Below are 12,637 nucleotides of genomic sequence, written 5' to 3'. Positions count from 1 at the left end.
CAGTGAAGTAAAACGAGTGCCACCGCAGCTACTCGGTGGCTAAAATAAGACGATATTTATTTTGTAGGCAGGGTTGGAACCTGAGCATCAAACCATTTTTCGTAAATTTTGGCGTAAGTGCCGTCAGCGACTATTTTTTGCAGGCCACTGTTGATTTTGCTGCGTAATTCTTCGTTACCTTTCGCCACTGCGATGCCGAAATATTGGCGCTCAAACTTATCATCAGCCACCAGTTCAAAGGCTTTTTCCGGGTGGGTTTTCAGATAGAACTTGGCAACGCCCACATCACCTACTGCTGCGGCGATACCGTCTTCATATAACTCTTGCAGCATCAGCGGGGTATTATCAAAGCGCTTGATTGCTGTGCTGTTTTTCCCCAAAACATCGGATACTACGATATCCCCGGTGCTGGAATTCACGACGCCAACATTCAGGTTTTTCAATGCGGCAATAGAATCAACTTTAGAGCCTTTAGGGACGACAATAGTTTGTTCTGCTGGGAAATAAGGGTCAGAAAAATCAACCATTTGCTTGCGTTTATCGGTAATGGTAATCCCAGAAATAATAATATCGCGATCACCTGAGCCTAACGTGGCAAAAATACCTTCCCACGGCGTATTCACCAATTTGACCTGAAAACCTTCCGCTTTACCGATAGCTTTAATGATATCGATATCAAAACCTTCCAGTTGTTTTTGGCTATTTTCATACTCGAATGGGCGATAGGTGCCACCGGAACCGACCACATAAGTCGGTTCGGCGGCAATCGCAGCGCCCGCAGACAATACGGCAGCCAGACAAGTCCCGACTAACATTAAACGTTTAAACATGTGAATCTCCCGGTTAAAAGCTAAAGATGAGTGAAAGTCTGGTTTTTTATTTATGCAATTTGAGTGCATAAAAATAAACTTTTATAAATGTAAACTCAACTGTGATGGGGGTTATTTATTTGTGGCGATATTAAATATGCATATTTAATCTATTGGCTGGCACAAGCTAATGGCAAAATCAATTTTTACAGTGTTTATCTCTGGATGACGTTGCTAGTTTCTTAATCGATAATGACGGCGGGAAAGTGTGTTGAAAATTAGCATTTAATGACATTTCGTCGAATTACGTGGTATTTTTGCCGCAAATCGTCCTTTGAGCCTATTTGATTAGGTTCTTGGGCCACGCTTTGTGGCCTATTTCCGTGACACAGTGGAGTCCGACGAAGAGTTGTGGGATGATTAGGCAGTTTTTCGGGGGGCGGGAATGGGAAAACTTACGCTACTATTGTTGATTTTACTTGGCTGGCTACAGTATTCATTGTGGCTGGGCAAGAATGGTGTTCATGATTTTGTTCGGGTTAAGGATGACGTGGCGCTCCAAGAGGTCAATAACGGCAAACTTAAAGCCCGAAACGATCAGCTATTTGCTGAAATCGATGATTTAAACGGTGGTCAAGAGGCGATCGAAGAACGCGCACGTAACGAACTGGGTATGATTAAACCCGGTGAAAGTTTCTATCGTCTGGTTCCTGACCAATCCAGACGCAATGCGAGTATCCCTTCGACACAAAATAACGCACAACAATAAATAATGAGTAATTTCGAAGTTTCCCTTCCTGACGTTGTTGCACCTGAAGTTATTGCGCCTGAAATTATAGCGATAGTACCGGCGGCAGGTATTGGCAGCCGCATGCAGGCTGATTGCCCTAAACAGTATTTAATCGCGGGGGGCAAGACTATCATTGAACATGCAATTTGTTCTTTGCTTGACCACCCACGAATCCAGCGGATTATTGTGGTGATACACCCGCAGGACAAGCAATTTTCGCAGTTATCTATCGCTCAGGATCCCCGTATCAGCATGGTTCACGGCGGTGACGCGCGAGCTGATTCTGTCATGGCGGGTTTGCAGCAGGCGGGGCAAGCTGAATGGGTATTAGTCCATGATGCGGCTCGCCCTTGTTTGCACCAAGGCGATCTTGAAAAGCTATTAGCGATTACACAACACAGCAAGGTTGGCGGCATTCTGGCCGCACCGGTTCGTGACACCATGAAGCGGAGCGAGGCTGGGGTTCAAGCCATTGCCCATACTGTTGATCGTCAAGCGCTGTGGCATGCCCTTACACCGCAACTTTTCCCGCTTGAGTTATTAAAAATGTGCTTATCCCGCGCCTTAAAAGACGGCGCAGTGGTCACCGATGAGGCTTCAGCTTTAGAGCATTGCGGCTATCATCCGATACTGGTTTCGGGACGTTCGGATAATATTAAGGTGACGCGCCCAGAGGATCTGGCGCTGGCAGAATTTTATTTAACTCAACGGCAATATCCAAAGTGATTGGAGTGCAATTAATGCGAATTGGTCATGGTTTCGATGTTCATAAATTTGGCGAAAATGGCAGTGGCCCGCTGATTATTGGTGGGGTGCGCATTCCTTACGAAAAGGGCTTGTTGGCTCATTCTGATGGTGATGTTGCCCTGCATGCCGCCACCGACGCATTATTGGGTGCTGCGGCGTTAGGTGATATCGGTAAGTTATTCCCTGACACGGATCCGGCATTTAAAGGGGCTGACAGCCGCGCCTTATTGCGTGAAGCATACCGCCGCATTCTGGCGAAAGGCTACCGATTGGGTAATCTGGATATCACGATTATCGCTCAGGCACCGAAAATGGCCCCGCATATCCCGCAAATGCGCGTTCATTTGGCAGAAGATCTACAATGTCATATGGATGACATCAACGTCAAAGCCACCACCACTGAACAGCTCGGTTTTACCGGCCGTGGTGAAGGCATTGCGTGTGAGGCGGTAGCGCTCTTAATTAAAGTTGAACAGGCTTAAGGCATAACTGATGGATATGGACAATCTAACCTGGCTGCACGGCAAGCCCAAGGCGAGTGGCGTTTTAAAAGCCAACCCGGAAGATTTTGTGGTAGTGGAAGATCTGGGTTTTGAGCCGGACGGTGAAGGCGAGCATTTATTGGTTCGTATCCGCAAAAATGGCTGTAACACCCAATTTGTTGCTGACTATCTGGCGCGTTTCGCCAAGATTCACCCACGGCTGGTGAGCTACGCGGGCCTGAAAGATCGTCACGCGGTCACCGAGCAGTGGTTTTGTCTGCACTTACCGGGTAAAGAAGCGCCGGATCTTGCGACTTTCGAGCTGGAAGGCTGTGAAGTGCTGGAGTCGGTGCGGCAGAAAAGAAAGTTGCGTATTGGTTCACTGAAGGGCAATGCTTTTACCTTGGTATTGCGCCACATAACGGATAATCAGGACGTAGAACAACGATTACAGCAGATAGCCGCGCATGGCGTACCTAACTATTTTGGTAGCCAGCGATTTGGTCGTGGTGGCAATAATCTGGTGCAGGCCCGTTTGTGGGCGAACAATGAAATTCGGGTGAAAGAGCGCAGCAAACGCAGCTTCTACTTATCCGCCAGCCGTAGCGCCATGTTCAACCTGATTAGCAGTGAGCGTTTGGCTCAACAGCAGGCGACGACGGTGCTGGAAGGGGATGCATTACAGCTTTCGGGGCGCGGCAGTTGGTTTGTGGCCGCAACTGATGAGTTGCCCTTGTTACAGCAGCGAGTCGATGCGGGTGAACTGAATATTACTGCACCATTGCCCGGTGATGGTGAATTGGGCACTCAAGGCGCGGCATTAGCTTTCGAGCAGGCATGTTTAGCGGATCAAACCGAGTTACTGGCGCTGATTAAACGCGAACGTGTTGAAGGGGCACGCCGGGCCATTTTGCTGAAACCGCAGAATATGGCGTGGAACTGGTGGGATGAGGTCACTTTGGAACTCAGCTTCTGGTTACCCGCCGGTAGTTTTGCTACCAGTGTGGTGCGCGAAATCATGAATCAGGATAATGCCGATGCTGCGGATATTGCTGAGTAACGATGATGGCATTACTGCGCCGGGCATACAGACGCTGGCTGCCGCATTGCGGGAGTTCGCGCAGGTACAAATCGTAGCACCCGATCGTAATCGCAGCGGCTCCTCTAATGCGTTGACACTAGATAGCGCCTTGCGCATTACCACTTTATCGAATGGCGATATTGCTGTGCAGCAAGGTACACCAACAGATTGTGTCTATCTGGGCGTTAATGCGTTAATGCACCCGCGGCCAGATATTGTGGTTTCTGGCATTAATGCTGGCCCTAATCTGGGAGACGACGTTATCTACTCAGGTACGGTGGCCGCAGCGATGGAAGGGCGACATTTGGGTTTTCCTGCTTTAGCGGTTTCGCTCAATGGGCATCAACATTATACAACGGCGGCAGCGATAACTTGCCGTATATTGCGTGCGTTACAACATAAACCGTTGCGCACCGGTAAGATACTGAATATTAATGTACCTGACTTACCCTTATCTGAAATTAAAGGGATGCGGGTGACGCGCTGTGGTAGCCGTCATCCGGCAGAGCAGGTATTTTGTCAGCAAGACCCGCGTGGGCAAGATCTCTATTGGATTGGCCCTCCAGGGGAGAAGTTTGATGTTGCGGAGGACACTGATTTTGCCGCTGTTGAGCAAGGTTATGTGTCTATCACGCCGTTGCAGGTTGATTTAACGGCCTATGGGGCTCAAGACGTGGTTGAAAACTGGTTAGCCAGCATATGACTGATTAACCAACATGAGGTCGACGGGGAATGGTAAATAAACGCATGCAAACATTGTTGATGCAGTTACGTCAGCAGGGTATTCAGGACGAGCGCTTGTTACAGGCGATCGAAGCGGTGCCGCGTGAGCGTTTTGTTGATGAGGCGTTATCCCATAAAGCGTATGAGAACACAGCCTTGCCTATAGGTTCTGGGCAAACTATTTCTCAGCCTTATATGGTGGCGCGAATGACGGAGTTATTGCAATTAACACCCACTTCGCGCGTATTAGAGATAGGCACTGGATCGGGTTATCAGACCGCGATTTTGGCGCATTTAGTCGAACATGTATGCTCAGTTGAACGAATCAAAGGGTTACAGTGGCAGGCAAAACGTCGCCTGAAACAGCTGGATCTGCATAATGTCTCTACCCGTCATGGTGATGGCTGGCTAGGTTGGGCATCACGCGGGCCATTTGATGCGATCATTGTGACCGCCGCCCCACCGGAAATACCGAATGCTTTATTAGAGCAATTGGATGAGGGTGGGATATTGGTTCTGCCTGTGGGAGAACAGGCTCAAACATTGAAGTGTGTGCAGCGTCGTAACAATGAATTCAAGGTCGAGACAGTAGAAGCGGTTCGTTTCGTTCCTTTAGTTAAAGGCGAGCTGGCCTGAGAAAAAGTCATTATACCCGTCATACTTCAAGCTGCATGTGCGTTGGCTGCTTTCGTTCACCCCAGTCACTTACTCGTGTAAGCTCTTGGGGATTTACTCAATTGCCGCCTTCCTGCAACTCGAATTATTTAGGGTGTATTTCAGTCTTAATTTTTGACTAAAGTCGAAGTGTGGTTTTTTTGTGCTGAAGATTGGACAAAAATCAGTAACATAAATTATATGGTATGGCAGGGGCGCTATTGATAGCATGCGCGCATCTCTATTGGATATATCGCTTATTATTGCTGTCATGGGGGAAGCATGAGCACGGGAAGCCCAATGATTACATTACGCCGGGTAGCGGCATGTACGGTTATGAGTTTATGGTTGGTTGGTTGTAGTAATGATAATACAACATCTGCGCCCATCAGCAGTGTCGGTGGTGATCGTTCCGGTACCATGCTAAGTGGCTCGGATACTAATAGTTCGGGTGAACGCATCGTTTATAACCGTAGTTACGACAATATCCCCAAAGGAAGCTATAGCGGTAATACCTATACCGTTAAGCGTGGTGACACGCTGTTTTATATTGCCTGGATAACAGGGAATGACTTCCGTGATCTGGCGGCAAAAAACAATATTGCTGAACCTTATAACCTGAATGTGGGGCAATCTATCCAGTTGGGTAATGGTTCTGGCGGTGGAATGTTAGCCGCGACTGATGCCACATCAGGTGGACTAACGAAACCGCCGTCAAATATTCAGAACACAACTACAACGGTTGATTCTCAATCAACTAGCGCGTATTCTGAAAACTCGGGTAAACAGAATGTTGGCAAAATGTTGCCATCATCAGGAGCAGTTGTCGCTACAACCGCACCTGTTACCGCGCCAGGCAGCACTATCAGTGACCCTACCAGTAATGGTGGTCCAGTCAGTAACTGGAAATGGCCAACTGAAGGTAAAACGATCGATAGCTTCTCTGCTTCCGAAGGGGGCAATAAAGGGATTGATATCGCCGGTTCTCGTGGGCAACCCATCTTCGCTACAGCAAATGGGCGAGTGGTATATGCCGGGAACGCACTGCGTGGTTACGGTAATCTAATCATCATCAAACACAATGATGATTACCTGAGCGCCTACGCTCATAACGATACAATGCTGGTCCGGGAACAAGAAGAAGTGAAGGCGGGTCAAAAAATAGCAACCATGGGTAGCACCGGAACCAGTTCAGTAAGATTGCACTTTGAAATTCGTTACAAGGGGAAATCCGTAAACCCGCTGCGTTACCTTCCGCAGCGATAGATTGGGCAGAATACGCTGTATTCTGCTCGCCGGATTCACGGGTAGGAGCAGCATATGAGCCAAAATACGCTGAAAGTTAACGAGTTGCATGAAGATGCTGATTTTGATGAGAACAGTACGGAAACTGAAATTTTCGACGAAAAAGCATTAGTAGAAGATGAACCTACTGAAAGCGAGTTAGCAGAAGATGAGCTGTTGGCGCAAGGCGTTACCCAGCGAGTGTTGGATGCGACGCAGCTCTATCTTGGTGAGATTGGTTATTCGCCGTTGTTGACCGCAGAAGAAGAGGTTTATTTTGCCCGGCGTGCATTGCGCGGAGATGTGCCTTCACGTCGGCGTATGATCGAAAGTAACTTGCGGTTGGTAGTGAAGATTGCCCGCCGTTACAGTAATCGCGGTTTAGCGCTGCTGGATTTGATTGAAGAGGGTAACCTCGGTCTTATCCGTGCAGTAGAAAAGTTTGACCCTGAACGCGGTTTCCGTTTCTCCACTTATGCCACCTGGTGGATACGTCAGACGATTGAACGGGCAATAATGAACCAAACCCGTACCATCCGTTTGCCCATCCATATCGTTAAAGAATTAAACGTTTATTTGCGTACAGCACGAGAACTTTCTCATAAATTGGATCATGAACCGAGCGCAGAAGAGATTGCAGAGCAACTCGACAAGCCAGTTGATGATGTGAGCCGTATGTTGCGCCTTAACGAACGTATCACTTCTGTTGATACACCTTTAGGCGGCGATTCAGAGAAAGCCTTGTTAGATATTCTGTCTGACGAAAATGAAAATGGCCCAGAAGACACCACGCAAGATGACGATATGAAACAAAGTATCGTTAAATGGCTGTTCGAATTGAATGCAAAACAGCGCGAAGTTCTGGCCCGTCGTTTTGGTCTGTTAGGATATGAAGCTGCAACGTTGGAAGATGTTGGCCGTGAAATTGGTTTGACACGTGAACGTGTGCGCCAGATTCAGGTTGAAGGGTTACGCCGTTTGCGGGAAATTCTGCAAGCGCAGGGCCTGAGCATCGAAGCATTGTTCCGCGAATAACGATACTATCGCAAACAGTCTGGACAACACAAAAACGGTGAACGGATGTTCACCGTTTTTTTATGGCGACAATTAACCTTTAACTGGGTTACACCATGTTTTTCAGGCGATAAATCCACTCAAGCGCCTGACGTGGTGATAGCGAATCTGGATCCAATGCTTCTAAGGCTTCCACTGCTGGCGATACCTCTTCATTTAGCAACGTGAGTTGCGAGCCATCAATTTTGCTTGCCGCTGCATTGTTCGACAACGATTCCAGCTCTTTCAGTTTTTGCCGCGCGCGTTTAATCACATCCCGTGGCACACCGGCCAAGGCTGCAACAGCTAAACCATAACTTTTACTCGCCGCGCCATCTTGCACACTGTGCATAAAGGCGATGGTTTCGCCATGTTCCAATGCATCAAGATGAACATTGACCACCCCTTCCATTTTTTCCGGTAGAGTCGTCAGTTCAAAGTAATGAGTGGCAAATAGTGTCATGGCTTTGATACGGCTAGCCAGATTTTCAGCGCAGGCCCAAGCCAATGACAAGCCATCATAGGTCGATGTGCCGCGACCAATTTCATCCATTAATACCAAACTTTGTTCGGTGGCATTATGTAGAATATTAGCCGTTTCTGTCATTTCGACCATAAAGGTTGAGCGGCCGGATGCCAGGTCGTCAGCAGCACCGACGCGAGTAAAGATGCGGTCAACTGGCCCAATGGTGGCTTGGTCCGCAGGAACGTAGCTGCCCATATGTGCCAGTAAGACGATCAATGCGGTTTGGCGCATATAGGTACTTTTACCGCCCATATTCGGGCCAGTAATGATCAGCATTCGCCGTTGAGGTGAGAGTGTCAGCGGGTTAGAAATAAAAGGCTCACTGAGCACCTGCTCCACTACCGGATGACGGCCGCCAGTAATTTTGATCCCCGGTTTATCACTCAGTACAGGGCAGTTGTAGTTGAGTGTTTCGGCTCTTTCGGCCAGATTCGCCAAAACATCAAGCTCGGCTAGTGCATTGGCGCTGGTTTGTAATTCAGCCAGGTGCGGCAACAGCAGATCGAAAATTTCTTCGTACAAACCTTTTTCAATCGCCAAAGCCTTGCCTTTCGAGGTCAGAACTTTGTCTTCATACTCTTTCAGCTCTGGAATGATGTAGCGCTCGGCATTCTTTAACGTTTGTCTGCGAACATAATGAATCGGTACCAGATGGCTCTGACCACGGCTAACCTGAATGTAATAGCCATGAACACCATTAAAACCGACTTTTAGGGTATCCAGACCTAACTTTTCGCGTTCACGGATTTCCAGCCGCTCGAGATAATCGGTGGCACCATCAGCCAGCGCCCGCCATTCGTCTAATTCTGCATTGTAGCCTGGGGCGATAACGCCACCATCGCGAACTAATACTGGTGGTGCTTCAACAATCGCGCGCTCCAGTAAATCTTGTAATTCACCAAACTGGCCGACTTGTGACAGCAAATTTTGTATATGGGGAACATTCACCGGCTGCAACAAACGGTGAATTTCAGGCAGTTGCTGGAATGCATGCCGCATTCTTGCCAAATCTCTCGGACGAGCGGTTCGCAGTGCCAGTCGTGCCAAAATACGTTCTAAATCGCCGACCTGACGTAATGGCACTTGCAACTCGGCGGTAATATCTTGCAGACCACCAATGGCTTGCTGGCGATCAGTCAACACTTTGGTGTCACGGATTGGCATATGCAGCCAGCGTTTCAACATGCGGCTACCCATAGCGGTTACCGTGCAATCGAGGATCGCGGCCAGCGTATTTTCCGTTCCACCCGATAAATTCTGCGTCAGTTCAAGATTACGACGGGTCGCAGCATCCATAACGATGCCATCTTGCTGGCGTTCCATGGTCAAACCACGGATATGGGGCAGGGAGGTGCGCTGGGTATCTTTGACATATTGCAGTAGGCAGCCCGCAGCCCGCAGTGCCTGATGGGCTTGTTCGACACCAAAACCGATTAAATCGCGGGTACCGAATTGCAGGTTTAACTGCTGTTTGGCTGTTTCCAGCTCAAACTCCCATAATGGGCGGCGGCGTAAGCCATGTCGATGTTCGATCAACGACATTTGTTCGAAGTTTTCTGGATAAAGTAACTCAGCGGGATTGGTACGTTGTAACTCGGCAGCCATAGTTTCAAGGTCTGCGGGTTCTGCAACTCTAAAGCGGCCTGAACTGATATCCAGCGTCGCATAACCAAATCCACGCGCATCCTGCCAGATGGCGGCCAGAAGATTATCTTGCCGCTCTTGCAGTAAGGCCTCGTCACTCACGGTACCGGGGGTGACGATTCGTACAACTTTACGTTCAACCGGCCCTTTGCTGGTGGCTGGATCACCGATTTGCTCACAGATAGCCGCTGACTCACCCAATTGAACCAGTTTTGCCAGATAGTTTTCTATCGAATGATAGGGAACACCTGCCATAGGAATAGGTTCACCGGCGGAGGCACCCCGCTTTGTCAGTGAGATATCCAATAACTGGGACGCGCGTTTGGCATCACTGTAGAACAGCTCATAAAAATCTCCCATCCGATAAAACAGGAGTATTTCAGGATGTTGGGCCTTGAGCCGGAGATACTGCTGCATCATTGGGGTGTGGGAATCTAGCTTATCAGTATTATTCATGCGGTTATGTTTTCTAGTTAAGTCCTTTTTCCAGCAGATATACTAGCCCAGCAGCTCGAAAACTGACATAGCTAAAACTCGAGACGACTCGCAAACAAGGCAGATTAGCCCCTGAACAAAGGGGCTATGCAGCTATCTTTCTATGGATGGGATGGGTTCTACCTGAATGCAGGGTTTTCGGGGAACAGTGCATGAGCTATCTGGCGCAGATGATTGGCTTGCATCAGGTCATTCTGATACTGGGTAATCATGATAAGACTTTGATAAACATTAGGATCATTGTGCAATTGAATGTATTGCTCAGCCCATACTCTGAACTGGCTCAGTAAAGCCGGATCGGGATTGTGGTTAAATTGCAGCAACAGGTTGATATGTCGAATATATTGGTATCTTTCCCACTGTATATAAGGATTTATCAGGTTGTCTAATGGTCGCATGTTAACCAAACCACTTCTTTCACTCAGTGTCAGTGCTCGGCCAGTTTTAAAGCCCGCCATCATAAATAGCAAGGTGCAACAGGCTGATAGTACAATAATGCCATGCAGCCAGCGCTGCCAATGAGGTGGAGGAAGAGGCATTGATATCAACATATGTTCTGGAACCATCAATCGGGCCAATAAAATTAGCACCAGCCAATGTGCGGCAGATTGATAGAGAGGCAATTCGGTCATCAGATGCAACGCTATCGGTAAAGTTAGCACCCAGAGAGGGAAAACAGCCTTGGGCTGAATCAATAGCGGTTTTATATATCCGATAGCTAATACCAACATCCCCACCAGCGCCACAATGCCGCCTTCGGCCCAGCCATAAAGCACTTCATTATGAGGGTGAGAAGGATAAGCAAAGTGATTCGGCACTTCACCAGCTTGCGCCAGTGTGTGGGCAAAAGCAGATTCAAAGCTACCGTAACCCCAGCCTGGCCAAGGGTGTTGGCGTATCATGCGCCAGGTGTATTCGAGGATTAACCAGCGTTCTTTATTACTCCCCTCTTTGGATACCAGCGCGCCGCCTATTATCTGCTCCAGAAAATAAGTAGCGACCAAGATACTGAGCAGGTTGCATAGCCACAACCAGGCTATTTTCCGCTGACGCCAGTAATAGAGAGAAAGCAATAACAAGGTTGTTACCCCACCGAACCAGCCAATCCTTGATTGCAATAGCAATAACATGCCGGGGAAAACCAGTAACGTAAGGGTACTTATGCTTCGTATGGCACGATTATCTGAGACCATAAACAGATAGGCTGCGATGGCATAACCGGTTGCCAAATAGCTAGCCAGCACATTGACTTGCTGGAAGATGCCATAAGGGCGTTGGGCAAGATCAAATTCCATCCAGTTATCTGCTGTAAAAACAAGCCATTGCAGTAATGCCAAGGTGGCTTGCCCCCACACGGACAACAGTATCAGTAGCAGCCAGCTCTGCCGCGCAGCAGGGCTTAATTTCAGCCGAAACAACCCCAGTAGCAGTATTATCCCACCCCACAAACCGAGCACGCGGGGTAACCAGGCAGCAACATGTTGTAATGAGGCAGGCCACAATCCAGGAAGCGTTATCATCAGCGCGCCAATCAGCAGCCATAGCTTGCCCGGAGAGTTCACCACCTGAGGTTCTTCACTTTGCGGCCAATAGAGTGCGATCACCAGCAATGCCATCATGGCCCAGATGATGATGTTATGAGGAAGATGCAACCCGGCACCACCTCGATTTACCTCATAGTGCAGCATGGAGATAAACGTCACGACCATGAGTAGCAAAACAACAAGGTTAACTTTGCGCGCTGAAAGCCTCGCTTCTATGAACGGTAAAGATAGTAATTTCATTATTTTCAATTAGTTGCTGTTTATCTAACATGACGCTACCGGCGCGCTGGTTAGCGTGCTATTCGGTATCTGAGTCATAAATACTCAATAAGAATAATTATCTTTATTTTTCAGCTGGATGAGCAATAAACCAACGTAATGAATTCATCACTTTGGTTTCTGACATTTTTACTCGATTTTCATCGACCAATTTCATTAATACTAACCTTGCCGTGTAAATATCCAGTTGCGCTTTGTCAGCAAGTTCTCTTGTCTTTGGCCAATTGATCACCGGAGGAGGTGATTCAGTAAACTGTTTCTTCAGGGCATGACACTTTTCTTCCAATATACCCATGACTTCTTCTTTACGTTGATCATTAGGTTTCATTGATTAATTCCTTATGTGATTTTAATTTTAAGAATGTCTTATTTTTAATTTCTTACATTCTTATTTTTGGGTTTATATTTCCCACATATTAGTGGGATATTTCCTACAAATGAAAAGACTATTCATACAAATAAAAGTCTTTTTTCTTATTTATTTTATGTGGTTTTTATAATTCTTATTTTATCGTCAGTGATAATA

General features: G+C 47.7%; 12 protein-coding genes. 8 read left to right on the top strand and 4 right to left on the bottom strand.

The genetic code is table 11. The features are described 5' to 3' along the window. Window positions 1-56 precede the first annotated feature (56 nt). A complete protein-coding gene (locus HU019_RS17005; protein ID WP_174849947.1) occupies window positions 57-830 on the bottom strand; it encodes a basic amino acid ABC transporter substrate-binding protein in 774 nt (257 codons plus the stop codon). Between the two features lie 424 nt (window positions 831-1,254). On the opposite strand from HU019_RS17005, the gene ftsB reads away from it, so the two are divergent. From ftsB to rpoS, 8 genes are all read left to right on the top strand, one after another. After that, window positions 1,255-1,578 (top strand): cell division protein FtsB, encoded by a 324-nt coding sequence (gene ftsB, locus HU019_RS17000; RefSeq protein WP_005167289.1) that lies wholly within the window; start codon window positions 1,255-1,257, stop codon window positions 1,576-1,578. A 3-nt stretch (window positions 1,579-1,581) separates the two neighbouring features. Further along, complete coding sequence (gene ispD, locus HU019_RS16995) at window positions 1,582-2,325, top strand: 2-C-methyl-D-erythritol 4-phosphate cytidylyltransferase (RefSeq protein WP_174849948.1); 744 nt, start codon at window positions 1,582-1,584, stop codon at window positions 2,323-2,325. Between the two features lie 14 nt (window positions 2,326-2,339). Further along, window positions 2,340-2,828, top strand: coding sequence for a 2-C-methyl-D-erythritol 2,4-cyclodiphosphate synthase (gene ispF, locus HU019_RS16990; protein ID WP_005167293.1), 489 nt, complete (start codon window positions 2,340-2,342; stop codon window positions 2,826-2,828). Between the two features lie 10 nt (window positions 2,829-2,838). Then, entirely contained in the window at window positions 2,839-3,888 is a 1,050-nt protein-coding gene (gene truD / locus HU019_RS16985; protein WP_174849949.1) for a tRNA pseudouridine(13) synthase TruD, read from the top strand. Next, window positions 3,866-4,612, top strand: a complete 747-nt coding sequence (gene surE / locus HU019_RS16980; RefSeq protein ID WP_174849950.1) for a 5'/3'-nucleotidase SurE — start codon at window positions 3,866-3,868, stop codon at window positions 4,610-4,612. Before truD ends, surE begins: the two co-directional genes overlap by 23 nt. Window positions 4,613-4,641: 29 nt before the next feature. Next, entirely contained in the window at window positions 4,642-5,268 is a 627-nt protein-coding gene (locus tag HU019_RS16975; RefSeq protein ID WP_174849951.1) for a protein-L-isoaspartate(D-aspartate) O-methyltransferase, read from the top strand. A gap of 318 nt (window positions 5,269-5,586) precedes the next feature. Next, entirely contained in the window at window positions 5,587-6,552 is a 966-nt protein-coding gene (gene nlpD, locus HU019_RS16970; RefSeq protein WP_174849956.1) for a murein hydrolase activator NlpD, read from the top strand. Between the two features lie 54 nt (window positions 6,553-6,606). Then, window positions 6,607-7,605 carry an RNA polymerase sigma factor RpoS gene (gene rpoS / locus HU019_RS16965; protein WP_005167303.1) on the top strand — a complete coding sequence of 333 codons (999 nt, stop codon included), beginning with the start codon at window positions 6,607-6,609 and terminating at the stop codon, window positions 7,603-7,605. Between the two features lie 88 nt (window positions 7,606-7,693). Here the strand turns inward: rpoS and mutS are convergent, their stop codons facing one another. The 3 genes from mutS to HU019_RS16950 form a co-directional block, all read right to left on the bottom strand. Next, complete coding sequence (gene mutS / locus HU019_RS16960; RefSeq protein WP_174849952.1) at window positions 7,694-10,249, bottom strand: DNA mismatch repair protein MutS; 2,556 nt, start codon at window positions 10,247-10,249, stop codon at window positions 7,694-7,696. A 158-nt stretch (window positions 10,250-10,407) separates the two neighbouring features. Beyond that, window positions 10,408-12,072: an O-antigen ligase-like protein WaaL-xs gene (gene waaL-xs / locus HU019_RS16955; protein ID WP_174849953.1), complete on the bottom strand. Its 1,665-nt coding sequence runs from the start codon at window positions 12,070-12,072 to the stop codon at window positions 10,408-10,410. Window positions 12,073-12,175: 103 nt separating this feature from the next. Next, window positions 12,176-12,439 (bottom strand): faeA-like family protein, encoded by a 264-nt coding sequence (locus HU019_RS16950; protein WP_174849954.1) that lies wholly within the window; start codon window positions 12,437-12,439, stop codon window positions 12,176-12,178. Window positions 12,440-12,637 lie beyond the last annotated feature (198 nt).

This window comes from Yersinia artesiana, from assembly GCF_902726545.1.
In the GTDB taxonomy this organism is placed as follows: domain Bacteria; phylum Pseudomonadota; class Gammaproteobacteria; order Enterobacterales; family Enterobacteriaceae; genus Yersinia; species Yersinia artesiana.
The sequence above is the reverse complement of the archived record's forward strand: the minus strand, read 5'-3'. Positions and strand labels throughout refer to the sequence as shown.

Bases quoted from the DNA above. Each gene is read 5' to 3' on its own strand.
- ispF (WP_005167293.1), top strand. From the start codon at position 2,340: ATGCGAATTGGTCATGGTTTCGATGTTCATAAATTTGGCGAAAATGGC.
- truD (WP_174849949.1), top strand. From the start codon at position 2,839: ATGGATATGGACAATCTAACCTGGCTGCACGGCAAGCCCAAGGCGAGT.
- ispD (WP_174849948.1), top strand. From the start codon at position 1,582: ATGAGTAATTTCGAAGTTTCCCTTCCTGACGTTGTTGCACCTGAAGTT.
- waaL-xs (WP_174849953.1), bottom strand. From the start codon at position 12,072: ATGAAATTACTATCTTTACCGTTCATAGAAGCGAGGCTTTCAGCGCGC.
- nlpD (WP_174849956.1), top strand. From the start codon at position 5,587: ATGATTACATTACGCCGGGTAGCGGCATGTACGGTTATGAGTTTATGG.
- HU019_RS17005 (WP_174849947.1), bottom strand. From the start codon at position 830: ATGTTTAAACGTTTAATGTTAGTCGGGACTTGTCTGGCTGCCGTATTG.
- mutS (WP_174849952.1), bottom strand. From the start codon at position 10,249: ATGAATAATACTGATAAGCTAGATTCCCACACCCCAATGATGCAGCAG.
- HU019_RS16950 (WP_174849954.1), bottom strand. From the start codon at position 12,439: ATGAAACCTAATGATCAACGTAAAGAAGAAGTCATGGGTATATTGGAA.
- rpoS (WP_005167303.1), top strand. From the start codon at position 6,607: ATGAGCCAAAATACGCTGAAAGTTAACGAGTTGCATGAAGATGCTGAT.
- HU019_RS16975 (WP_174849951.1), top strand. From the start codon at position 4,642: ATGGTAAATAAACGCATGCAAACATTGTTGATGCAGTTACGTCAGCAG.
- surE (WP_174849950.1), top strand. From the start codon at position 3,866: ATGCTGCGGATATTGCTGAGTAACGATGATGGCATTACTGCGCCGGGC.
- ftsB (WP_005167289.1), top strand. From the start codon at position 1,255: ATGGGAAAACTTACGCTACTATTGTTGATTTTACTTGGCTGGCTACAG.